Consider the following 23549-nt stretch of genomic DNA (forward strand, 5'->3'; position numbering starts at 1 on the left):
CCTTTAATGCGGTCCTGCGATTTCTCTTTCATCTCTTACTCTATATCTAAGCACAAAAAAAACCAACTTTATTAATGCAAAAATGTATAATTAGGTTAAATGTATTAATCGAATGGTTAGCTTATGGCACGTGCACTTTGTGAACGCTGTAATTTTTCGCTAAGCACCTGTATTTGCAATGCAATCACCTGTGTTGATAATCAAACTCAGGTTGTTGTGTTACAGCACCCCAGTGAAGCAAAAATTAGTAAAAATACGGCACAGTTATTGGCATTAAGTTTAACGCGATGCAAAATAATTATAGGCGAAAATAATCAAGATTTTGCTTGCTTGCAAAAGCTGCCGCTCAGCTCGACCGTGTTACTCTATCCAAACGAGGACGCAATTGAGTTAGATGTAGCTAATGACAATGAAAACGTGCGATCCATTACACATTTAATAGTGCTCGATGGTACATGGAATAAAGCCTTTAAAATTTTGCAATTAACCCCATTATTACAAAAGTTTAAAACAGTAAGCTTTCGCCAAATTCCCACGAACCGTTATACTATTCGTAAAGCCCCAAGAGCAGATAGCTTGTCAACGCTAGAGGCCGTAGCGCATAGTTTATCGCTTATTGAAGCACTTAATCCGGCGCCGTTGTATGATTTATTAGATGAATTAATTACCAAACAAACCCAACATATGCCCGCTCACGTAAAAGCACGTTACCTGTAATTAAAAATGAAATAACCAATGCGTAATATCCCTTCTCGATTAAAGCGTGGATTTTCACGCCAAGGCCCTGACTATCGTTTTGACGACCAAGTTAATTTTAGCGATATTAGAACGACTTTTGGTTTTCGTTCAATGGTCGTTGGTAAGTGGGTGACTAAAGAAGAGCGCTTTATTAGTGCCAATTTAATTTATGATGCACTAGCTGATTTAGCGCAAATTTTACATTTACCGCCAACAGCAATTGGCCTTCGCGGTAAGCTTAACTTTGCCTTTGGTCACGGTGGGCAAAAAGGCGTGCAAGCACACTATAATTCTTACGATCAAACTCTCGCACTGGCAAAAAACGCAGGCGGCGGTGCTTTAGCCCATGAGTGGTTTCATGCATTTGATCATCATATTAGTGAGCATTTATTTAAATCAAAAACCCGCTTTAGTTTCGCCTCTAAGTTATGGTTATCAAACTCTCCCGATTTGAGCCATCCACTTAATGATGCACTTAATCAATTTTATAAGCAGGTATTTTTAGAACAAAACGGGGAAGATGCGAATGAATTTGTACAACGCTGTATCGCGTTTGATAAGGCACACAAGCAGCAATACATGAGTATGCCAGAGGAGCTTGCAGCTCGGTGTTTTGAAGCCTGTATAAATCAGCACCAAACAATAAAAAATAGCTTTTTGGTCAGTGGATTAAGCAGTAATAATTTAATTTACCCTGAGCTTAGCCAAACGCTACAAGCCAATGAAGCACTTAACCAATATTTTCAATTATTAGGTTACGCGCTTCATCAACGAGAAAAATAATCTATTCCTTAGATTGGTTATTTATCGTCACTAATACGACTTGCCACCGCGCTATTTTGATCTTTATATTTTGCATCAACACGGGTGTTATACGGGTTTTCACATGGGCCGGTGAGCGTTTCAAAACTCATTGCACCAATCTTCATCATAGGCCTGAGCGCAAGCGGCAGTTTACCCGAGTTGTAAAACTCTAAGACAATATTACCACTCCAACCAGGATCGATTCTGTGAGCGGTAACATGCACCATTAAACCTAAACGTGCCAGTGACGAACGTCCATCTAACCAGCCAACAATATCAGCAGGTAACGTTACTTTTTCATAGGTTATTGCTAATGCAAGCTCACCAGGGTGTAAAAAGAATGCTTCACCTTCATCTAATACAATTTCGTCGCTCATTATTGATTCTAACGCTTTATTGAGCTGATTTTTTGGTCCACTTAAGTCAACGTAAGCAGCATTATGGGCATGAAAAGTTCTAAACTTATTACCCAAACGAAGATCCGCAGTCACCCCTGAAATCATTTCACTGGTTGGCGCTGGCTCAATAACAATCCGCCCATCGTTTAAATATTCTTTTATATGTGTATCTGAAAGTCTCATTTTTAATCTTCCGTAATCACAACTTCAATCGAGTTGTGATGTTGTTGATAGTAAAGCGTGCTTGCAATGAGCCGTGCGGCTGCACTGTAAGTTTCACTTATAGCGGCACTTGCATCATTGGCAATCAATTTACCTTGTTCAGAGGATTCTCTGATATTAATCGCAAGCGGAATGTGCGAAAGCACAGGAACACCATGCTTCATGGCTAATTTTTGTGCGCCATCTTTACCGAATACATGATTAGCTTCGCCGCAATGACCGCAAATGTAATGGCTCATATTTTCAATTAAACCAAGCACTGGCACGTTTACTTTATTAAACATAGCGATGCCTTTTTGCGCATCAGCTAGCGCTAAGTCTTGTGGCGTAGTAACAATTACAGTGCCACTGGCTGGAACTTTTTGGCTCATGGTTAATTGAATATCGCCAGTGCCTGGGGGCATATCGACGATTAAGTAATCAAGCTCACCCCAATCGGTTTCATTTAATAGCTGACTAAGCGCGCCTGAGGCCATAGGACCACGCCATACAGTTGCATCGTCGCTAGGCACTAAAAAGCCAATAGATTGCGCTTTAATACCGCTGGCATCAAATGGTTGTAATTGTTTGTTGTCTTTAGTGACAGGCTCACTGCCTACCAAACCGAACAACATAGGAATAGACGGGCCGTAAATGTCAGCATCTAAAATACCTACTTTAGCGCCTTCATTTTTAAGCGACCCAGCAATGTTAACAGCAGTAGTTGACTTACCCACTCCGCCTTTACCTGAGGCCACTAAGATAATATGTTTTATAGCTTTAAATTTTGCTGGTTCTTTAAGTGCAACCACCGCGCTTACATTTACTTCAGTTTTAAGTCGCTCAGCTAAAAATTTAGCGACATAGGGCATTTCAGATTGCGCGGCAAACGGAAGAATGAGTTTAACAGTAATTGATTTATCGGTGTTTTGAGTAATATCAGCAATAAAATCTTGCTCAATACCCACAGCAAAAGCGGCGCTGCGATAGGCCGCTAAAGCAGAAATAATCGGTTGTTTTTGCACCGATTTAGCAGAGAATAGTTTCGACAGTCCAAACATAGCAATAAAATAGCGTTTCTTTGATGAAAAGTGCCACGGAATTATGTAACATTCAGGGCATTAACACCAGTCAATTAGTAAATATCCATAAGCAGTGTACTCTGTTAGCACCCCGCTTATCGATAATGTAATAATTTTCATCTGTTCCTGACTAGGAACGCTTAATTCGGAATGATTATGGCACAGCGAAAGATCCTGATTACTAGCGCATTACCTTATGCCAATGGCCCTACCCATTTAGGGCATTTATTAGAGTATATTCAAACTGATATTTGGTCACGTTTTCAAAAACTACAAGGCCACGAAGCATACTATGTGTGCGCCGATGACGCTCATGGCACACCTATTATGCTTAATGCGCAAAAGCAAGGGATCACGCCTGAGGAAATGGTTAAAAACGTTAGCATAGAGCGCCAACGCGATTTTGCTGATTTCAATATCAAATTTGATAACTACCACAGCACTCACAGCCAAGAAAACAAAGAATTTAGTGAGCTTATTTATAACCGCCTTAACGATGCCGGTCATATTAAAAAGCACACTATTTCTCAGTTATTCGATCCAGAAAAAGGTATTTTTCTGCCAGACCGCTTTGTTACTGGCACCTGCCCTACCTGTAAATCAGAAGATCAAAACGGTGATAGCTGTGATGCCTGTGGCGCAACTTATAGCCCAACAGAGCTAATCAACCCACGCTCTGTCATGTCGGGTGCTGAGCCTATTTTAAAAGATTCTGAGCATTACTTTTTTGACTTACCCGCCTTTGAAGGCATGCTTAAAGAATGGCTACACTCAGGCACAATCCAGCAAGAAATGGCGAATAAGCTAGATGAGTGGTTTGCCGATGGTCTTCAGCAATGGGATATTAGCCGTGATGCACCTTATTTTGGTTTTGAAATCCCAAACGCACCAGGTAAATATTTTTACGTGTGGCTAGATGCGCCTATTGGTTATATGGCGAGCTTTAAGAACTTATGTGACAAACAAGGCATCGACTTTGATGCTTTTTGGCAAGAAGGGTCTGACGCTGAGCTTTATCATTTCATTGGTAAAGACATCATCTATTTCCACAGCCTGTTTTGGCCTGCAATGTTAGAAGGCGCTCAATTTAGAAAGCCTACTAACGTATTTGCCCATGGATTTGTTACGGTTAATGGCGCAAAAATGTCTAAATCAAAAGGCACGTTTATTAAAGCGCGTACTTATTTAGATAACCTAGATCCTGAATTTTTACGTTATTACTACGCAGCTAAACTAAACAGTGGCATCACCGATTTAGACTTAAACCTTGAAGATTTTGCACAGCGTGTAAATTCAGACTTAGTGGGTAAAGTAGTTAATATTGCGAGCCGTTGTGCTGGCTTTATTACTAAAAAGTTTGACGGTAAGCTAAGCGATACGATTATGGAACCACAGCTACTTGCGGAATTCCAAAACGCCTCAGCCACTATTACTGAACATTACGAAAATCGTGAATACAGCCGCGCAATCCGTGAAATTATGGCGCTTGCTGATAAAGCAAATCAATTTATTGATAATGCTGCGCCTTGGGTGCTTATTAAAGACGAGTCTAAGCAAGAAGAAGCGCATCAGGTATGTTCGTTAGGACTTAACTTATTTCGCGTGCTGATCACTTACTTGAAGCCTGTACTGCCTGGTATGGCGACAAATGTTGAAGCCTTTTTAAATGATGAGCTTACATGGCAAGGTGTGCAAACTGCACTAATAAGCCACCCTATCAATAAATTTAAGCCGTTAATGCAACGTGTTGAAATGGACAAAGTGAATAAAATGGTTGAAGAATCAAAAGAAAGCTTAATCGCTGAAAAAGACAAAATCGATCCTAATAGCCCACTGGCAAAAGAGCCTATCGCAGCTGAGATTGAATTTGATGACTTTGCAAAAGTAGATTTACGCGTTGCTAAAATTGCTAAAGCAGAGCACGTAGAAGGCGCAGACAAACTGCTTAAGTTAACTCTTGATTTAGGCGGCGAAACACGCCAAGTATTTGCAGGCATTAAATCAGCTTACGCACCAGAAGACATCGAAGGAAAGCTAACTGTGATGGTTGCTAACCTTAAACCACGTAAAATGCGCTTTGGAATGTCTGAAGGCATGGTACTTGCTGCAGGCCCGGGCGGTAAAGAAATATACATTCTTAACCCAGACGATGGTTCAGAGCCTGGTATGCGAGTAATGTAAGCACTGTGCTTGTTTAAAAAGCCGCTAAATATTTAGCGGCTTTTTTATTGTTGACGTTATTTAGCTAAAGCGACTACTTTTGCTAAATGAATCACTAAGCATTGGGAGCTAATATAGATAAACCAATTTATATAGCGCACCTGAGGATAAAAACCTTGTCCTTGGTTACCATAAATCCAAAAAGCACCAATAATGGCATCAGCCAATGCAGCTAGTAAAAGCCCTAAGCTCACCCATATAATTGGTTTAGGAGCATAAAAACCACCATAAGTAACAACCAACACAAGACCCATAAGCCCCACGGCAGTTACCACCACACTATAAAAACCTGTCATAGCTAAAATTGGTATACCAGCTCCATCAAGATACATAGAGGCGAGTGACGTAGCACTTACAACCAGTACCGCAACTATGAAACAGGTGCTTTTTAGTCGCGATATAGCTTGCTGCCTTTTATAGGCCAACATACAGGCTAAAAATAAAAGGCTATAGCCAGGTGCAAACAATAAAATTGAATCAATTAAATAGTCATGCTTTATTAACGTTGCATAGCGATGATAGTGCTGGGATAAGTTAAAGTTAATTACATCCCCTACTATGCACAGCATTAAAGCTACGCTACATAGAAGCGCTATAAAGCGTAACTGCTTATCTTTAAACTGATGAAATACCCAAGCAGAAATTGCCACACTATTAAACATCAGCAAACACAGCGAGCTCACTGTTAATAGCAATAAAATTTCTTTATTGTTAGGTGATATTAGCCCTATCAACAGCACAACTAAGGCGCATAACCAAGCAATAAAGGAAATAACCTGATGAGGGTGTTTTATAGATAAGGAATTGATTGCACTATCCGAAGTTTAAGATTCATAAATTTAATTTAGCAAATTATTATCGCTTAGGGTTTATTTTTTTAAGATCAGCTTGCACTTCTTTTTGTGTTTTTAGCCGACATTGTGCCAACTGCTCAAGTCGAATAGCCTTAATTGCCGCCAAGGGATCATCAGCACTAAGCCCACCAGCATCATAGGTGTTTTGTTGATTTATTACTTTATTATCATCTTGTCTAGTATGCATATTATTCTCACTTGGGACTGTTTATCGATTTTAGGCGCGGTACATCAAAAAATAAAAAAGTGCTGAAACACTGTACGATTTAGTTGAAAAACACCAGTTCATCTGTATATTAGATATTACTAATATATAGGGGTGTATTATGCGCATTATTTTACTTTTTTCCAGTTTATTTATTTCATCCGCTGCTTTTGCTAACAATACCGACGAGGCACGACAAACCATCAAGGCATTTTCAACTGATTTAAAACAGGTACTGGTTAGTACTATGAAGCAAAGCGGCCCACTAGCGGCAATAAGTGTATGCAATATAGCAGCACCCGCTATTGCTTCACAACACAGCAATAGTAAGTGGCAAATTAGCCGCAGTGCGTTAAAAACTCGTAACTCAGATAATCAACCCGATGCATGGCTCAAAAATGTTTTATTAAACTTTGAACAACGTAAGCTCAATGGCGAGCCTATAGCAAGCATAGAATATCAAGAGCAAAGACCGGATGGCTGGTATTTTGTAAAAGCGATCCCTACTCAAAAAGCGTGTTTGGCATGTCATGGCAGTCACATTGCCCCCGCAGTTTCTAAAAAAATAGCGACTTTATACCCTAATGATCAGGCAACTGATTTTAAACTGGGTGACATTCGTGGCGCCTTTATCGTTAAAAAGCCGATTAAAAAGCACCAACAGTAATTACGTCATTAAGCACTCGCTGCGTTTCGTTTTTTGTGGGCAACATATAAAGTATACGGCAACATTACGAGCTGATTTAATATGATAGCTAATATTAGCGCAAACAATAACGCACTGGTGGTTAAAGGAATACCTAACTTAAAGTTATCAAGTGTATTTTGTAATCTGTCGAAACGCTCAGGGGAGAATATATACAGCAATTTTTGCACTAAATTACCTTGCTCGAATAGCTTCATACCTTGATTTAAGTCAGCAAATAGCATCAAGGTTTGCTGTTTTTGTTCTGCATCTGCTCTAACACTCGGTTCAGTATTTGCTAAATGACGGTTTATCATTGCTTGTGTACTAGAAAATTTATATTGCTTTGCTGTGTTTGCATAGCCATCAACTTGCCACTTTGTCGCATGATACAAGCCCGCTAAATGTTGTTGGTAATGATCACTCAACTGCGGTAGTTGCAATGAAATAATAAAAGCACAAGAAAATATTAATTTATCAAGTATGTTAACGATCATCATCATCCTTTGTGCTACTTTGATTTAAACGTTTAGATGGTGTTTAAGGCCAGTTGACCTTTTGAGGTTAAATTTGCAAGGACCTAGGTATGTCACAATATAATAATTAAGTAGTATTGTAGATAGGTGGTACCATCACCCTTTGCTCAATCGCTTTGCAAGCACTAGTATTCTCTACATAAGCTCAAAAACCATAATACTTAACGTGATAAAGTTTATATAGGTATGGCTTCAATAGCAAAGCGCTTGAAGTGTTATAGGTATGCTCTTTACTTTAATGTTGCCAAAATAGCAACAGCTTTATAGATAAACCGGAGCTTATAACTGAAAAAACTCACTATAACCAGCATAAAGTATTAATTACCTCTCCTAAATCCCCCCTTTAATTCTAGTGATTTTTACACTATATTAAAAGATAATTAAGTGTCTGTTAATATTGAGAAAGAGTTTGTGGAAACGAATAACAATAACACCACTGTTGAAGATAATCCAACCGAAGACCAAAAGAAGTTTTTCCTCGATTTACTTCCTGGAAAGATGATCGATATACAATTTAACAACCCTATTCAAGTTCGCTTTAAGCTTACTTTAATTGGCTATGACACCGGTAAATATTTAATATTAAAATACCCTGCTCAAGCAGGTAAGAACGATTACAGCGATATTTTAGTTGAAGGCAATGGCGCTATTGTACGTTATATCATTGAAGATGAACGCGGTGAATGTGTGGCTTTTTCAACCAGCATATTAGCAATTTCATTTCGCCCAGAACGATTAATTTATTTAGCTTACCCTAAAAAAATTGAAAGCCGTCAGCTGCGAGAAACAAGCAGGCTACCAACTCATATCCCAGCTAAAATAAGTTTACACAAAGGTGATGTAGACGCCGATAGTAAGAGCTTATTGCATGGGTTAATCATAGATATTTCACCCAGTGGCTGCCGTTTTGCGATACATGTGAGCTCTGGATTTGTAGCGCTTAAAAAACGCCAAGTATTTGTGCATATTTTGTCACCGATAGACAATAAGTCTGTCATAGTCACGTCCTATATCAGAAATAATCAAATGAAGGGTAATCGCCTAAGTGTTGGTATCGAGTTTGATGCATCAGAGCAAACGAAGCTAAATGAGCTACTCGAAGCGTATTCAATTGATATAGATTAGAAAAACCACAAACGAATTAAGGCTAACATATGCTTGGTTAGCCTCTATACCCACTGTTTTATTACTCTAAAGGTTTTAAGAACCGCTCTGTCCTAGGTAAGTAATAGTTATCGTAATCAAGCGATACAATCACACGCTCGGCTTTACCTAGTAATTCATCACGTGGGATAAGCCCTATTACTCTAGAATCTGCACTATTATCACGGTTATCACCCATGGCTAAATAGTAGTGTTCAGGAATTGTTATTTCGTCGAAGCCCGATAAACGTGATGGTATATTAGCTACGCGGATTGAATGCTTATAACCATTTAAGTTTTCTATTTTATCTGAAGAAGTCGTATTACTTTGCAAATTTGTGTAATTAAGCTTTTTACCGTTGATTATGAGTTCATTATTTTCAAGTACAATAGTATCTCCAGGTACACCTATTACGCGCTTGATCAAGCGGTTATCCGCTACTTTCGAGTCAAATACAATAATATCGCCAGTTTGTGGGTCCGCCATTCTCAAAAGGGATACATGCGTGAATGGTATACGTAAATCATACGCCATTTTATCGGTAAGGATTCGGTCGCCTTCTTCAATAGTCGGTTTCATTGAACCTGTTGGTATTTCGTACCAATCGGCGACGGCACTACGAAATACACTCATTAAAATAATGAATACAATTAAAGAGCGATTATTTTTCCAAAATTTATAAAGTCGCTTCATGTTTTTTCTCTGCTATGGGTTAAGTATTTATTTGACTGTATAAACGCAGAGCCGTTCAAAGGAGTGTGTAACAAAACATGTTTAATGATAGAGACATGTATAAAACATGTCTCTAAAGATGGTTTACTGCTGATTTAACTTGTCTTTCGCTTCTTGTACTTTTGCAAAATCAAGCCCTAATTCATCAGTAGCTTCTTTAATCAAATGCGGTTGAGTCATCACTACAGCCATTAATTGCTGAAGTTTTTCTGGTGGTATACCCAGCTCTTGCACTAATGCCATAGCCATCATTGGGTTTTGGGTAAATGCTTCAAACAACGCGGCTACTTTTTCATCACTGACGTTGTGCTCTTTTAATATTGCAATAATTGGATTCATTATTTGCCTTAATATTTTATAGTGTTCACTAAATTATATGGGCGCACAGCCTAATTAACAATATTAATCCCGCTCTGCTTGCTTATATCATTCAACCAGTAGCACAACTTTACCTGAGTTTTCATTACCCTCTAAAATGGCATGAGCCTCACTAGCTTGTTGCCATGGCATAGTTTTATAAATATTAAAGTCATAGTTCTCGTTGGCAATATCATTGTAAAAACGCGCGACAAATGCATCTCTCAGAGCACGTTTAAACTCAATACTGCGATTACGAAGTGTTGATGCATGAAACGAAATCCGCTTTTGTAATAAACGTGCAAAGTCTACCTCTGCAAAGCGCCCGTCTAAAAATGCCAGCATAATAACCTGACAATCCATTGCGGCCACCATGGCATTTTTATTTAAATAGCTACCAGACACAGGGTCAACAATTGCGTTTGCAGTGAGCTTATGTGATTTCATATACTCAACAAAATCAGTGGTCTTATAATTAATTACGTGGTCAGCACCCAACCTTTTAGCATGTTCACACTTTTCATCCGAACCTGCGGTAATCACTACTTGTGCACCAGCACTTTTTGCCATTTGAATAGCAGCCCCACCAACACCACTGGCACCGGCATGAATAAGCGCCGTTTGCCCTGATTGTAACTTGCCTAATTCAAATAGCGCACCAAAGGCAGTTAAATATACTTCGCTTATAGCAGCACCTTGCGCCATAGAGATATGATCAGGCAATATCATTAACTGCTGCGCATCTACTGCGACATATTCACTGTAAGCGCCACCAGCACATAAAGTAAAAATACGCTTACCGAGCCATTTAGGGTCTACCTCACTGCCAAGCTCACACACGGTGCCTGCACACTCAAGTCCTAAAATAGGGCTATCCCCTTCAGGGGCAGGATACTTACCTTGACGCTGCATACAATCAGCGCGGTTAACCCCAATCGCTGCCACTTTTACCAGCACTTCATTATTGTTAACCTTCGGTTTATCGGTTTTCGAAAACGCTAACTGCTGCTCATGATGTGAAATGTACTGCATAAGTCTCCTTGTATTGGGTTTATTTGATTTTTCGCCACACTTCGGCTTCAACTAGCTGGCCATTTTCTGTAAGAGAATGATGCCACAAATTCCCTTCAACTTTATAATCAAAAGCCATGGTTTTACCCATCAATGATGCAATATTGCCATACTCAAAGGTTTCAATAAATTGCCCATCGTTTAATTGGTACTGGCCACCACCAGCATAACTAAATTGGCCATTTTTTTCTGTGATATAGCTAAAGTGTGTTGCTGTTACTAATTTAATTGAAGTTATCTCTGGGGCTTTAGCGCTGACAAACCCATCTTCTACCGCGTATTTTCCTTGAACAAACTCCCACGTACCTAATAGGGGATTGGCAAATACAGAGTATGGCAATAAAACTAAGCAAGCGAGTATAGTAAATTTCATCATAATCCTTATCGTGTTAACTGTGCCTGAAGAAACAAACTCAGCGTTAATTTACTGACATAGTATTAAAACGCCAACTTTGCTTATAAGGATATACATCCGGAAGCTGGCCTTGCTCAATTCCTTGCTGGGTCATTTGCCAGTACTTTGCTGTAAATAAGTCACTATGGTAATGATTAAAGTGGTTAAACGCGCTGTTACTGGCACTAAAAAACACTTTAAATTGACTGGGAAATATATCATTTTGATCTATATCAAAATAGCTGTGTGAGCTTAATTCTTCTAACGCGTTTTGTGTATTTGGCACGTCTCTAAAATTGCAATCGGTAAGAGGGCAAATTTCATCATAATCATAAAATACTACTCGCCCCCAGCGCGTTACGCCGAAGTTTTTCATCAGCATGTCACCAGCAAAGATATTAGCACTGGCAAGCTCTTTAATCGCTTTACCATAATCAATCATCACCTGCTGCAGTGATTTACTATTACACTGATTAATATACAAATTAAGCGGTGTCATTTTTCGTTCAACGTAAACATGTTTTAGTATTAAGGCTTTGCCGGAAATGACTAAGCTATCGCCAATGTGTTTTTTCATTTGTATTAGCAGTTCTTCACTAAAACGACTTAAGTCAAATGCAAGGTATCTAAATTCATGAGTATCGACTAAGCGCCCTACTCTGTCGGCTTGTTTTACAAAGTTATATTTATCTTTTACTTGTTGTTTTGTTGCTGTTTTTGGGGCACTAAACTTATCTTTTATCACCTTGTAAACATAATCTAGGCCATCAATAGTAAAAACCAGCATCACCATACCTGGAGTCCCTGGCGCTAGATGATACGTGTATTCCTCGGGACTACTTTTAGTCGTATCTACCTTATAACGATAAAACTCGGTTTTGGCATGTTTGATGAAACCAATCGCATTGAATAATTCAAAACGTTGTTTGTGAGGCATTAACACACTGAGGTAGTCAACATAACGGGCAGGTTGGTCGGTATCTACCATAAAATAGGTACGTGCGAAGCCAAATAATAAGCTTAGTTGATCAGCCCCCATCATTACAGCATCAATTGTAAGCCCGTCAGAGGTATTTAAAATTGCAATTGCAAAAGGCATGTTATCGCCATTTTTGGCAATACATCGCCCTATGACATAACAGGCCTTATTGCGATAAAAATGCGAGTTAGCATATTCAATATAACCATCATTTAAGTTTATTAATTCGTATACTTGTCGACATTGCTGCTGAGCACCTTGCGTTAATGTTGCTTGTAACTTAGTTAAATCACTACTTAAATCTTTAAAGGGGACTCTAAACACTTGCTCATTTAATAAGGCTTTAATTGCCTGATCAAACCCTTCTTTTAAGGAGATACGACTTACAAGCCCTTCATAAGAGCGCGGCTGCCCTCGGTATTTTGCTTTTAATACAAATAAGTGAACTGTGCGAATTTTTTTATCATCCCAAATAGCGCCAAAAGTAGAATTAAAAAATGTATGCGCAATGGGCTGGTTTTCATGCTCTTTTACCATCTCACCATAAATATTTTTAGCCCGTTGCCATGTTTGAGGGCAATTCAATTCATCATAAGCAATCACTCTAACAGCTTCACTAACTTGCTTTACTTGGCGTTCATACACTTGTAAGCGCTCTCGCATTGCTGCTTGCACCTCATGATACTGGCGTTGTTCAAAGCGACTTTGTGCCCCTAAGGTGATATTTAAAAATTGTGCAAACATAGCCTCAAAGCCTGCAAATATCGCTCGGGCTAACTTAGTGGCGACCACGGATTGTACCGAATTATGTTGAGAGGTTAATGGCGTGCTTGGCATGATTTAGGCGCTTCTATTTATAGCAATTATGCTGATTATTTTTTATTAGAGGTTTACACCTTAGCAAGCACACTTTAATTTAGGTAATTAATACAGCAAATAAATAAAATTGATCATATGAATATAAGAAATGTCGACCTCAATTTACTCGTCTATTTAAATGTATTAATAGATGAAAAAAGCGTATCAAAAGCAGCTAATAAGCTTGCTTTAACTCAACCAGCGATGAGTAATGCGTTAAAACGTTTAAGAGATTTATTTGATGATCCTTTGCTGGTAAGAGCTGCGGGCTCTATGACTCCAACAGCCAAAGCACTGTCGCTCAAACCTGAAATTGAAGCGCTGCTTAAAATGGCAGAGGAGATCACTCAACCAAGCGAGCAATTTAACCCAGCAACTGCGCAAGTTACATTTCGTATTATGGCAAACGATTATTTAGAATCGACCCTCATCGCCCCCTTTATTTGCGAGCAACTAGCTAAAAACCCGGGCATTGACTTTGATGTGCTCAGTCCCAGTGATGTAAATTTACAAGATATGGAAAAAGGCACTATCGATTTGGCAATAAATCGTTTTAATGGTCTGCCGCGCTCTTTTCATCAAGCGACTGTATGGCGAGATAATTATTGTTGTTTAACCCACCCAAATAATGATTTTTTAACGCATGCTAACTTAAATCAATACCTACAAAGCGAACATATATGGGTTAACCGCGCAGGCTGGGGGCCAGAGCCCGCAGTGACCAATAAGTCAGGAAAACAAAAATTAGGCTGGGTAGATGAAGCTTTGTGGCAATTAGAACAAACTCGTAAAATACGCGTATTTACTCGCCATTACATGATTGCCAGCTTACTGTGTCAATCTGAGCAACTCATAGCTACGCTACCTCGTCGTCAAGCAAAGCTATTAACCAGTCATACTAATTTAGTGATTAGCCCAGTACCATTTCAAGTCGTGCCCATAGAAGTAAAAATGATTTGGAGCCCGTTATTACACCACACACCAGCGCATCAATGGCTTAGACGTGAGTTATTGGCGTTCGCAAATACAGTGGTTGATAGGTAACATATTAAAATATTGATAAAATCAATATCAGTTATTGAAAACAACAATTTCATTAATATTACACTTAGCGCTACAGTGAAGTTAAGCCAACAAACTAAGAGTAATAATTATGCAAACATCAGCAAGCTTCACACAACAAGACGGGTTATTCATTGATGCAAGTTTACATCACTTCATTGAACAACAATTATGCCCAAATACGCCGCTTGAGACGGGTCACGTTTACCAGTCACTTGCCACATTAGTAGATGAATTCGGCTGTAAATGTCGTAAAAATAAACATCAAGAAAACGATATACTCGACGTAAGCACTTTATTAAGTGCCTATCAACGTAAAAGCCACCCTCATTGCCATGTTGATGCACAAACAACTGAAGCCGTATTAGATGAATACTGCTGTCAAGTACCAGCCATTATTGTAGTTGCGTTAATGGATACGCTCAGTGGCACTGTATGTGACGAGCCAAGTGCACATGAGCTTTATCACAGAGCAGCAGAGCTAACAGAGCGTCCATGTGTTCATCGTCAAGCAACCGCTAACGCTTCAGCAGCTTAACATGCAGTCGTTTAAAAGTGCTCGATAACCTTACTAGCAAATTGTTTGCAGCTTAAGGTTGTCGAGTTATGATTTGAATGAGCCAAATCAAAAGTTACCTGGCCACTGGCAAATGTAGTTTCTAAGGCGTTTTCGATTAAACGTGCCGCTTCATCCCATCCCATAAATTTTAGCATTAGCACCGCGCTTAATAAGCTACTACTTGGGTTTGCCTTATCTTGACCAGCTATTCGCTCGAACGTGCCATGGGTCGGCTCAAAAAAAGCCACCTCTGTATTTAAATTGGCGGCAGGCATAATCCCTACCCCCCCAACCTGTGCACTGAGCATATCGGCTAAAAAGTCACCATTTTGATTTGTGGTAGCCACCACATCAAATTGCGCAGGATCCATCAAGCATTGCTGCAACATATTATCGGCAATCACTTCTTTAATAATCAAAGGGGGTAAATCGGTTCGTTCTATTTCAAGCCAACGCCCATTTTCATGTTCTTTGGCATTATATTCTTGTTTTGCGAGCGCAAAGCCCCAGCGTTTAAACGCCCCATCGGTAAATTTAAGAACATTACCTTTGTGCACTAACGTAAGTGACTCTCTCTCATTTTTAAGAGAATAATTAATGGCAAAGCGTATTAATCGCTCTGACCCTTCTTTAGATATATTTTTAATCCCTATACCACACTCTTGAGCGAAACGAAGACGGGTTACGCCCATTTCTTCACACAAAAAATCGAGCACTTTTTCACTTTCAACACTCCCCGCCTGCCATTCAATTCCTGAATATACGTCTTCACTGCTATCGCGCAACACAGTAATATTAGTGGTAAAAGGGTTTTTTAATGGCGTGGGTAAAGCACTAAAGCCTTTTATAGTGCGCATATTAACAAATAAATCCATTTCATGGCGAAGCGCAACATTAAGAGAGCGAAACCCGCCGCCTAAAGGTGTGGTTAGCGGCCCTTTTATAGCAATTTTGCATTCACGTACCGCATTAATGGTTTCTTGAGGGAACCAGTCACCATCATAAAGCTTGGCCGCTTGTTCACCATTATACACCTGCATCCAATGTATCTTACGTTCCTTGCCATAACAATGCTCTATGGCAGCATCCACTACTTGACGCATTACTGGCATCACATCTAAACCAACCCCATCACCGTCAATATAGGCAATAATAGGTTGCTTGGGTATATGCCACTGTCCTTGATCATCAATGTGAATATTTTCGCCATTGTCTGGCATCTTAATATGTTGATACTGCATACGTCCTCCTACAAGAGAATATATTTAAGCATGCATAACCCTACTTGTCTTCATAACAAAGCGTATAGCGGTTATTCAACGATAAAATGTAAAGTTTAAGGTGCTTTTTGAACGGTTAAAATAACGTCAATCGCATTGAGTAGAGCCTCAACTTGTTGTATGTCGAAAGCGTCAGGTGAAGACTTTAAGTTTGTTTCAAAATCAACAGCCTGTTTATACAAAGCTTTGCATTCAAACATTCCAGCCGTTCCTTTGATCATATGTACGCTGCGTGCAAAACCCGTTATATCACCCTGCTCAAATTGAGACACTAACGTGTCTTTTTGTTTATTTAACCCTTTAATATATTCTTGCTTGAGTTGTGAAAACTCCTCATCGGGTAGCTTAATGTTCTCGCATATATCAATATCAAGATAATTTGCAATTTTACTACTAAAACAGCGTCTATCTATAGGTTTGGCAATATGATCAGTAAAACCTTGTTTTAAATAGCGATCAATTTCATGCTTCATCGTGTTAGCAGTGAGCGCCACAATAGGTGTTGTTACCCCTGTTGCTTGTATAATCTTAATTGCTTGTTCACCATCCATAATTGGCATTTGAATATCTAATAAAATTAAGTCGAAGCTTTCATCCATCGCTGCTTGAGCTGCATCTCGACCATTTTCAACAGCTAAAACGGTTAACCCCATCCGCTCTAAAATTCGCTTAATAAGCTGACGATTTTCTGGATGGTCTTCAGCCACAAGCACTCTACCCACTAAATTCCGCTGAATATTATTTAAAAATAGCTCTTTGGTTTGTGGTTTACGTATATCGTCAAATGCGTTAACCCATTGCGTATGTTCGGTTGTATTTAACTCCATAGTAAAGCAAAACTCACTACCCCTACCTACCACAGAAAATACAGTAATATCGCCATTTAGTTTATTTGCTAAGCTTTTTGATATATTTAAGCCAAGTCCAGTACCACCGTATTTACGAGAAATGGACGAGTCAGCTTGGTGAAAGGGAGTAAACAAGTCTTTTTGCTCACTTTCAGTCATTCCAATACCGGTGTCTTCAACTTTAATTATTAGTTGCTTTTGATTGCAACTCACCGTCAGCATTATGTAACCCTGGGTAGTAAATTTAAGTGCATTGGTTGCTAAATTTAATAATATTTGCCTAAGTCGAGTTGGATCTGAGACTATCCAATCTGGTAATGGAAATTGATAATCAACTTTGAATTTTAAGCCTTTATCGCGGATTTGCTTTCCTAGTAATGATTCAATTTCAGCAATAGTGGCAAACAAATCCGTTTCAACTAATTCTATCTCTAAACGGTTAGCCTCAATTTTCGACATATCCAAAATATCGTTAATTAGCCCAAGTACATGACGACTGTTTTGCAAAATCACCCTGATCCCATGATTTCTTTCATGAGGCTGTATATCACCTAAAATTATCCCATCAGCATAACCAATAATGGATGTCATTGGGGTGCGGATCTCATGGCTCATGTTAGCTAAAAATCGACTTTTAGCTTCACTTGCATCACGAAGCTCTTCCGCCAATTGTTGTAACTCTTGGGTACGCAGTTCGACCTTGTGTTCCAAATTTTTAGTCAGTTCAACATTCTGATGATGCAAAATACTGAATTTATTTGCGACAGCAAAAGCAAGTAATACTGCATCGAGCGCTGTGCCAATAAGTCCAAGTAAATAGAGATCCATTTTTATTGGCTCAATAAGTCCTAGATTAGTTAAATTGCCAACCATATTAGGAATGGCCATAGCCAAATAGGCGAGAACAAAATAGCGAGCTGGTTTAAAGCCACTGATCCAGCTTCGTATACCAACAACCATACCTAGAGATAAAGTTGCCCCTGTTACTAAAGTGGCCCAAATAAAGCCAAAACCAGGCCAAACCATTGCAAAAGGTGCGCCTGCTGTGGCAATAATGCCTAGGTAGATTGATAATCGAGATAGCTTAGGAGACGTGTCTTTTAATTTAAGTAAGCTGTTAAAAAATAAAATATTTGTGATGGGAATTAAAGTAAAACCTAACCAATGAAAATGGGCATTGTAAAAACCAAAAATTTGGTCCGGTATATGAAAAAACTGACTCCAAGCCAACACCCAGCATGCAGTGAACATGGCGTAGTATAAATGGGTTTTATCTCTATCACCCAAGTAAATAAGAAAATTGTATAAACCTAATGCAATACCAACCCCAAAGCACAGCAACATAATCATGTTGTCTGATGTTTTTCTTACAAAAAAATCGTCATAAGATGAAAGTACTAATTTTGGTGGAGTATAAAAATATTCACTTTGAAATTTTGCAATTAGTATGTAAGAACGATTAGGCGCCAGCTTAACTTTATTACCATAGTGAAATGCAAACTCATTTGGGTAAAGTCCCCCTGTTACATACTGCTTTATTGGTTCATCAAAGTTCGATATATCATAAATCCGGGTTTCGATTTTTGAAAGTAACGTGTTATACGGATAGAGCACCAGTTCATCTAAATCTGTTTTATTTTCAAGTGCTATGACAAACCAAAAACTACCACCAAAAAACGATGTTCTTGATTGTGGTTGTTTATCTTCAAGCCACATTTCTATTTCACTGTGGTTACGGGGAAAAGTACCACTCGTTACCTGAAATACATGACCCTGATCGAGCAAATCAGTATCTTGTTGTTTTAAAGTATAAACAATAGGAGCGAGTGTATCTGCCGGCGCTAAATTGCTAAAGCACAAAAATACACAATATAAAAATAGCTTTAGAACTGCCTTCATTGGCATACTTCGCACCTTAATTTAAAGACTAAAATTAAAACTGATAACTAACATCTAAACCAAAACGCCTGCCTTCACCTTTAAAGTCCTCAAGCATGCCAAGGAAAGAGCTTAAATCAAATTTTAAGTGACTATATTGCGTACCAAAGAGGTTTTTCCCCCAAATAGCAATCGCCCAGTTATCATGTTGATAATGTATGTTTGCATTAAAAATACTATAGCCATCTTGCATCGCATAAGGGTTTTGATTCTGATCAAAATAATAGTCGGATTGATAATCAACTAATAATTGCGTTGTTAGTGGGTGATTAGCCAGCACGTGCGTGTATTCAATGCCTGCACTGAGGTTCCATTTTGAGGTAAACGGCAAGCGATTATCTGATAATGCGTTACCTAAAGGATCAACATATTCTTCAAACTCTGCATGGGGTATATAACCCATAGCAAACTTAACATTCAAATCACCGGTCAGCCAATACTCAAAATCAGCCTCTAGGCCATATATAGTCGAATCTGCCACATTTTCTAATAATTGAATAGGCGGGCTCTGATCAGATACTGAAGGCTGATTCATAAACACCTGCTGGTCATTATAATCATAATAAAATGCAGCCCAATTAAATCGCATGCCCAACTGTGGCCACCAAGACTTTGAGCCAATTTCATGTGAGTTCAATCGTTCTTTTTGATAATCAGCAAGCTGTGCTTGTTCAACCGATGATAAAAACCCACCGTTATAGCCTCCGCTTTTTGCGCCATTAGCAAATCGATAATAGCCATAGGTCGCATCATCCAGCTTAACGTTCACAGCCAACTGACCAGAAATGCCATTATCTGATTGCTCTCCCTGAACACGATAAAATGGCACCTTAACTCCGGTTAAATCGTTAGGGTCTAAAATAATATTAAGCTGGGATGTTGAGTCGTAATCTAAAGACTCATAAGAATAACGAAGCCCAGCGGTAATTAGCCAATCTTGGTTTAATTGATAGTCAAGTTGGGTAAACGCTGCAATGCTCTTTGTTTTTATCCTATTATCATAGAAAAAAGTAGCGGTTAAATCTGTCTCTAAAATGCCTCGATAATCTCGCAAAATATCATTTACATTGTCTTGAATAATAGACTCATCAGCATAATAAATTCCCGTTGTAAGAAAATGCTCTGCGAGCTGAGATTGCAACCGAAACTCTTGCGTTACTAAATCAGTATTTAAACCTAAATTGCCTTCACATAACCGTGCTGGAGAGCCATCACAGTTAAAGGCATGATCACGCTTTAACTTGTTATAGCTAGTTAGTGAAATAAGCTCATTGTGTGTATCCAATTGCCAATTAACATGGGCACTCCCTCCCTTACCATCGGTTTTATGTGGCGAATTATTATTAACGCTTACTGTATAAAAATCATCACTGCCATCATTAAATCCAAAGTTATCAAAACAGGTGGTTGAACCTGCTTGTGCTGGCGAGCATCGCTCTCCTGTTAATGGGTTTGCAATAACCCCAATACTGCCAACAGGCTGAACTATGCCATCCCAATCAGAAATATGCCCTTTTATCAACAACTGGACAGTGTCAAAGTCAGCTAAAAAAGATACTCGACCATTTGTTTGCCGCATGCCCGCTGTTGGTGAATCAGCAAAAATATTGTTTGTAGAATAATCATAATTTTGATGGTTTAGCGCAACACGAACGGCTGTGTTTTCTCCAATAGCTGAATTAAACATAGCATCAACACTGGTTGCATTATTATTAGCAACACCTGTACTTAAATAACCACTTTGTTCAAACTCAGGGCGTTTAGAGCGGATTAAAATAGCCCCACCAGTGGAATTACGACCAAATAAAGTTCCTTGAGGGCCGCGCAAAATGTCAATCTGCTCAATATCAAACAAGTTAACAATTTGGTTACTGGCAGAGCCCACTGCTATTTCATCAACATACATAGCCACCGGCGATGTATTAGCTGTATTGTAATCAACTAATCCAACACCACGAATATTAACCGCTGGCGGTGTACCTTCCGCTGCGTTTTGGCTAATTTTTAAATTAGGGGCAAATACAGATAACTCTGTTGAGTCTTTAACCTGTTGCGCTTTGAGATCATCCCCTGTTACTGTGCTAACAGAAATGCCGACTTCTTCAATTTTTTGCGCTCTTTTTTGCGCATAAACCTCAATGATTTCCATATTAGGCTGATCATCACTTTTACCCTCTACAACAACTTTCGCCTGCAGTGGTAGTAAAAAACCTGGTAAGCATACCAACCATATATTTTTATTCAGAAGCTTGCCTTTATTTTTCATTTCACGTGACCTTTACGCTAAATAAATGTAAACAACATGTTTAACTATATACTAATCAACCGATTAAAGCTGTGCTAGAAGGGTATTTTAATTTTTGATAACTGCAAATGCATTTTCGCCACTAATGTGTTGTGGGTAACCCACCATTGCTCTGGCTGTTTGCATACCCGCCATAACAGCCGCTTCAACACAACCGGCATTAACACCCGTTTTAATCCAGTCTCCGGTAATAAAAAGGTTTGTAAATTTTGTTTCATCTGTCGCCAGTCGATACTTACTTGAACCAGCAACTGACAAAACATAACGCTCACTTGGGTCAACGTTTACTCGCCAGTATTGAGCATTTAATCGTTCATCCCCTGATGACGATATTTCATATAATACAGACCAATCAAACTCATTATTTTGATATGCAAGCGGCCATAAAGACTGCATGTTTTTTTCTAGTATTGCTTCTAGGTTTACCTTTACTTGCGATTTAACCTGTAGAGGAAATTGATGTTCACTTTTTGGTGGATAGTGCTCACAAGGAAAAACACTGCAAAAATAAGCAATGTTTTTAGGAGGACAATCAGTAGGCCATTGCTCTTTGTCGACTAAATTCATCATTGCCGCCCACGTATCAAATGGTTCGCTAAAGCCACTTAAAATTGGGCCTTCTTTACTCTTTGGAATATATTGCCAGCCTAATTGCTCGTCTGTTTTATTAAGCCATAGTTGGGCAGCTTGGGTTGCCACCGTTTTGACTTGCTTTGCTTGTGCTGCAAATTTAGTATCCCACGCTAATAATGAAGGGCATACGTGCTCAAGTGACGCCACAGATACACCCAACACAATTCTGTCAAAATCTTCTTTGTAGTTTAATTTTTTTATTGGCAGTGGCTGCCCAAAATGGTTTTCGTATTGAGACGGCCAGTCTGACCAAAAAGATTCTAAGTTAATATCATGCTTCTTTAATAGTGCGGCTTGTTCACTATTAATTTGCGCATAAAGTAGTTCACTTGGCCAACAAGGTAGTTTTTTAACATTAACCAGTGGTTTATACTCTGCGTCTGAGAGCAAAGAAACTTGTTGCTGAAGCTCAATGCTCTCGACAAAACTCTCTCCTTGCTCACTTAGGCTGGGAGTCAGGTTTTGCAATTGATGAAAATACTCAAACTTAACCCCTCTTTTTTTAAGTAATTCGTACAAGGGAGCAAAGATGACATCGCCCATCCCCGCTTGCATTTTCCACATGACCCCTCCGCGGTAACACAGCGCGATGCGTAACATAGCCAGTGATGCGACACCAGCCTCAACATTGGGCTTACTTAGGTCACCCGCAGGGTACGCAAACACCAAATCATAAAACCCTCGTATGGGCGCCGAATTAGCACTGTATTGCTCGTTTGCCCCATTTCTTATAAGCCATTGCCTAAAATCAAATTTATTTATAACCTCAAACCCATCTCGATATACTTTGTCTTTTACCAAACCAACTAGCATTGCAATAGCAAGGTCTGCGCAAATATATAATCGTCTAAGCTGCGCATTATTGTCTAACAACTCAATCATTTCGCTATTAAGCCAGCGCTTTAGTTTTCTAACTATATACCAAATAACAAGGCCATCTTTTTTCTCATGTACTTGGGGGTTTAATGTATTGTCGGCGTGTGCAAACTTATTTAACGTATTAATTAATAAGCTTGGAGTAGAAGCAACTTCACTCGAATATTGTTTTATATCATCAGCAAATTGTTGCCAAGCATCTTCGGTATCATCAACCAAATCTGTTATTTGTTGGTGCAAATGCCGTAATAAAGATTGATCTCGTGATTTTTTTGTACTTAGTTGTATATTTTTGTTGGCTTTTTTTGCTGCTGACTGTAAATCAAATATCCACTTTTTTAGCCAAGCTAGGGTCATTTTAATAAAATCCCATGGCGTTATATCTAAACTTCCATCAGCAGGATTCCCTGCAAGTAATGGGAAATCAATTGGCCATGTTTGCCATTGGTCATCAATATATTCTTCTAAGGCTATAAAGCTATGCGGTTTTAATGCTTGCTGCCATGTAGATAAAGGTGAATCGGCTGGCCGTTGTAATTTAGTGTAAACCGTTTCTATTGTTTTAAAGCTATTTACATAAGCACCAAACCAAACATGTAAGCCATGCTCTTCAATACGCTGCCCGCTAGCCGCATTACGACCACTTGCTCCTTTACCACCCAAACGCCAGCCTTGTTGGTATACTGTGATAGTTCGATGCTGTTGCCAGTCACTTTGCTCAGTCAAATACAATGCAGCAGTCATTGCTGATACACCGCCACCAATTATCACGATTTTTTCTTGGTTCATG

The 23549-nt window shown here is 39.1% G+C and carries 21 protein-coding genes; 7 read left to right on the forward strand and 14 right to left on the reverse strand.

Annotated elements, in window-relative coordinates; genetic code table 11:
- Positions 1-123: 123 nt before the first annotated feature.
- Positions 124-717 carry a tRNA-uridine aminocarboxypropyltransferase gene (locus tag AC0VZ5_RS08570; protein WP_475472388.1) on the forward strand — a complete coding sequence of 198 codons (594 nt, stop codon included), beginning with the start codon at positions 124-126 and terminating at the stop codon, positions 715-717.
- Between the two features lie 18 nt (positions 718-735).
- On the forward strand, positions 736-1521 hold the full coding sequence (locus tag AC0VZ5_RS08575; RefSeq protein WP_475472390.1) for a CLCA_X family protein: 786 nt from the start codon (positions 736-738) through the stop codon (positions 1519-1521).
- Positions 1522-1538: 17 nt separating this feature from the next.
- Here the strand turns inward: AC0VZ5_RS08575 and dcd are convergent, their stop codons facing one another.
- A complete protein-coding gene (dcd, locus tag AC0VZ5_RS08580; RefSeq protein WP_475472393.1) occupies positions 1539-2123 on the reverse strand; it encodes a dCTP deaminase in 585 nt (194 codons plus the stop codon).
- A gap of 2 nt (positions 2124-2125) precedes the next feature.
- Positions 2126-3202 (reverse strand): iron-sulfur cluster carrier protein ApbC, encoded by a 1077-nt coding sequence (gene apbC / locus AC0VZ5_RS08585; protein ID WP_475472395.1) that lies wholly within the window; start codon positions 3200-3202, stop codon positions 2126-2128.
- 177 nt (positions 3203-3379) lie between these two features.
- Here apbC and metG point away from each other — a divergent pair, with 177 nt between their 5' ends.
- A complete protein-coding gene (gene metG / locus AC0VZ5_RS08590; protein WP_041708923.1) occupies positions 3380-5404 on the forward strand; it encodes a methionine--tRNA ligase in 2025 nt (674 codons plus the stop codon).
- Between the two features lie 56 nt (positions 5405-5460).
- Here metG and AC0VZ5_RS08595 read toward each other — a convergent pair whose 3' ends face one another.
- Complete coding sequence (locus tag AC0VZ5_RS08595; RefSeq protein ID WP_475472397.1) at positions 5461-6138, reverse strand: hypothetical protein; 678 nt, start codon at positions 6136-6138, stop codon at positions 5461-5463.
- 160 nt (positions 6139-6298) lie between these two features.
- The gene (locus AC0VZ5_RS08600; RefSeq protein WP_178956151.1) at positions 6299-6484 is read right to left on the reverse strand and encodes a hypothetical protein; all 186 of its coding nucleotides are present in this window, start codon (positions 6482-6484) and stop codon (positions 6299-6301) included.
- Between the two features lie 139 nt (positions 6485-6623).
- On the opposite strand from AC0VZ5_RS08600, the gene AC0VZ5_RS08605 reads away from it, so the two are divergent.
- Positions 6624-7169, forward strand: a complete 546-nt coding sequence (locus tag AC0VZ5_RS08605) for a Tll0287-like domain-containing protein (RefSeq protein WP_475472399.1) — start codon at positions 6624-6626, stop codon at positions 7167-7169.
- 8 nt (positions 7170-7177) lie between these two features.
- Here AC0VZ5_RS08605 and AC0VZ5_RS08610 read toward each other — a convergent pair whose 3' ends face one another.
- Complete coding sequence (locus AC0VZ5_RS08610) at positions 7178-7684, reverse strand: DUF2937 family protein (protein ID WP_475474755.1); 507 nt, start codon at positions 7682-7684, stop codon at positions 7178-7180.
- 423 nt (positions 7685-8107) lie between these two features.
- Between AC0VZ5_RS08610 and AC0VZ5_RS08615 the strand changes: the two genes are divergently transcribed.
- Positions 8108-8848, forward strand: coding sequence for a flagellar brake domain-containing protein (locus tag AC0VZ5_RS08615; RefSeq protein ID WP_232735506.1), 741 nt, complete (start codon positions 8108-8110; stop codon positions 8846-8848).
- A gap of 61 nt (positions 8849-8909) precedes the next feature.
- On the opposite strand, the gene lepB is transcribed toward AC0VZ5_RS08615, so the two are convergent.
- From lepB to aceK, 5 genes are all read right to left on the reverse strand, one after another.
- Positions 8910-9560: a signal peptidase I gene (gene lepB, locus AC0VZ5_RS08620; protein ID WP_138606011.1), complete on the reverse strand. Its 651-nt coding sequence runs from the start codon at positions 9558-9560 to the stop codon at positions 8910-8912.
- 123 nt (positions 9561-9683) lie between these two features.
- Positions 9684-9938 (reverse strand): DUF2999 family protein, encoded by a 255-nt coding sequence (locus AC0VZ5_RS08625; protein ID WP_008113615.1) that lies wholly within the window; start codon positions 9936-9938, stop codon positions 9684-9686.
- 87 nt (positions 9939-10025) lie between these two features.
- On the reverse strand, positions 10026-10988 hold the full coding sequence (locus AC0VZ5_RS08630) for a zinc-binding dehydrogenase (protein ID WP_475472401.1): 963 nt from the start codon (positions 10986-10988) through the stop codon (positions 10026-10028).
- Between the two features lie 19 nt (positions 10989-11007).
- Positions 11008-11400, reverse strand: a complete 393-nt coding sequence (locus tag AC0VZ5_RS08635) for a hypothetical protein (RefSeq protein WP_198523254.1) — start codon at positions 11398-11400, stop codon at positions 11008-11010.
- 46 nt (positions 11401-11446) lie between these two features.
- The gene (gene aceK, locus AC0VZ5_RS08640) at positions 11447-13237 is read right to left on the reverse strand and encodes a bifunctional isocitrate dehydrogenase kinase/phosphatase (protein ID WP_475472402.1); all 1791 of its coding nucleotides are present in this window, start codon (positions 13235-13237) and stop codon (positions 11447-11449) included.
- Positions 13238-13354: 117 nt separating this feature from the next.
- Between aceK and AC0VZ5_RS08645 the strand changes: the two genes are divergently transcribed.
- Both AC0VZ5_RS08645 and AC0VZ5_RS08650 read left to right on the forward strand, forming a co-directional pair.
- Positions 13355-14302 (forward strand): LysR family transcriptional regulator, encoded by a 948-nt coding sequence (locus AC0VZ5_RS08645; protein ID WP_054201033.1) that lies wholly within the window; start codon positions 13355-13357, stop codon positions 14300-14302.
- A 109-nt stretch (positions 14303-14411) separates the two neighbouring features.
- Positions 14412-14858 carry a hypothetical protein gene (locus AC0VZ5_RS08650; protein ID WP_475472404.1) on the forward strand — a complete coding sequence of 149 codons (447 nt, stop codon included), beginning with the start codon at positions 14412-14414 and terminating at the stop codon, positions 14856-14858.
- An 11-nt stretch (positions 14859-14869) separates the two neighbouring features.
- Here AC0VZ5_RS08650 and icd read toward each other — a convergent pair whose 3' ends face one another.
- From icd to AC0VZ5_RS08670, 4 genes are all read right to left on the reverse strand, one after another.
- Positions 14870-16120: an NADP-dependent isocitrate dehydrogenase gene (gene icd, locus AC0VZ5_RS08655; RefSeq protein WP_475472406.1), complete on the reverse strand. Its 1251-nt coding sequence runs from the start codon at positions 16118-16120 to the stop codon at positions 14870-14872.
- 95 nt (positions 16121-16215) lie between these two features.
- Entirely contained in the window at positions 16216-18912 is a 2697-nt protein-coding gene (locus tag AC0VZ5_RS08660) for a 7TM diverse intracellular signaling domain-containing protein (protein WP_475472408.1), read from the reverse strand.
- Between the two features lie 28 nt (positions 18913-18940).
- Positions 18941-21211 (reverse strand): TonB-dependent receptor, encoded by a 2271-nt coding sequence (locus tag AC0VZ5_RS08665; RefSeq protein ID WP_475472409.1) that lies wholly within the window; start codon positions 21209-21211, stop codon positions 18941-18943.
- Positions 21212-21298: 87 nt separating this feature from the next.
- Positions 21299-23548: an NAD(P)-binding protein gene (locus tag AC0VZ5_RS08670; protein ID WP_475472411.1), complete on the reverse strand. Its 2250-nt coding sequence runs from the start codon at positions 23546-23548 to the stop codon at positions 21299-21301.
- Position 23549 lies beyond the last annotated feature (1 nt).

This window comes from Pseudoalteromonas sp. QJM3NY_12 (assembly GCF_056173165.1).

What these genes read in the sequence shown, in the direction of transcription:
- AC0VZ5_RS08570 (WP_475472388.1), top strand. Translation starts at nt 124, where the DNA reads ATGGCACGTGCACTTTGTGAACGCTGTAATTTTTCGCTAAGCACCTGT.
- AC0VZ5_RS08575 (WP_475472390.1), top strand. Translation starts at nt 736, where the DNA reads ATGCGTAATATCCCTTCTCGATTAAAGCGTGGATTTTCACGCCAAGGC.
- dcd (WP_475472393.1), bottom strand. Translation starts at nt 2,123, where the DNA reads ATGAGACTTTCAGATACACATATAAAAGAATATTTAAACGATGGGCGG.
- apbC (WP_475472395.1), bottom strand. Translation starts at nt 3,202, where the DNA reads ATGTTTGGACTGTCGAAACTATTCTCTGCTAAATCGGTGCAAAAACAA.
- metG (WP_041708923.1), top strand. Translation starts at nt 3,380, where the DNA reads ATGGCACAGCGAAAGATCCTGATTACTAGCGCATTACCTTATGCCAAT.
- AC0VZ5_RS08600 (WP_178956151.1), bottom strand. Translation starts at nt 6,484, where the DNA reads ATGCATACTAGACAAGATGATAATAAAGTAATAAATCAACAAAACACC.
- AC0VZ5_RS08605 (WP_475472399.1), top strand. Translation starts at nt 6,624, where the DNA reads ATGCGCATTATTTTACTTTTTTCCAGTTTATTTATTTCATCCGCTGCT.
- AC0VZ5_RS08610 (WP_475474755.1), bottom strand. Translation starts at nt 7,684, where the DNA reads ATGATCGTTAACATACTTGATAAATTAATATTTTCTTGTGCTTTTATT.
- lepB (WP_138606011.1), bottom strand. Translation starts at nt 9,560, where the DNA reads ATGAAGCGACTTTATAAATTTTGGAAAAATAATCGCTCTTTAATTGTA.
- AC0VZ5_RS08625 (WP_008113615.1), bottom strand. Translation starts at nt 9,938, where the DNA reads ATGAATCCAATTATTGCAATATTAAAAGAGCACAACGTCAGTGATGAA.
- AC0VZ5_RS08630 (WP_475472401.1), bottom strand. Translation starts at nt 10,988, where the DNA reads ATGCAGTACATTTCACATCATGAGCAGCAGTTAGCGTTTTCGAAAACC.
- AC0VZ5_RS08635 (WP_198523254.1), bottom strand. Translation starts at nt 11,400, where the DNA reads ATGAAATTTACTATACTCGCTTGCTTAGTTTTATTGCCATACTCTGTA.
- aceK (WP_475472402.1), bottom strand. Translation starts at nt 13,237, where the DNA reads ATGCCAAGCACGCCATTAACCTCTCAACATAATTCGGTACAATCCGTG.
- AC0VZ5_RS08645 (WP_054201033.1), top strand. Translation starts at nt 13,355, where the DNA reads ATGAATATAAGAAATGTCGACCTCAATTTACTCGTCTATTTAAATGTA.
- AC0VZ5_RS08650 (WP_475472404.1), top strand. Translation starts at nt 14,412, where the DNA reads ATGCAAACATCAGCAAGCTTCACACAACAAGACGGGTTATTCATTGAT.
- icd (WP_475472406.1), bottom strand. Translation starts at nt 16,120, where the DNA reads ATGCAGTATCAACATATTAAGATGCCAGACAATGGCGAAAATATTCAC.
- AC0VZ5_RS08660 (WP_475472408.1), bottom strand. Translation starts at nt 18,912, where the DNA reads ATGCCAATGAAGGCAGTTCTAAAGCTATTTTTATATTGTGTATTTTTG.
- AC0VZ5_RS08665 (WP_475472409.1), bottom strand. Translation starts at nt 21,211, where the DNA reads ATGAAAAATAAAGGCAAGCTTCTGAATAAAAATATATGGTTGGTATGC.
- AC0VZ5_RS08670 (WP_475472411.1), bottom strand. Translation starts at nt 23,548, where the DNA reads ATGAACCAAGAAAAAATCGTGATAATTGGTGGCGGTGTATCAGCAATG.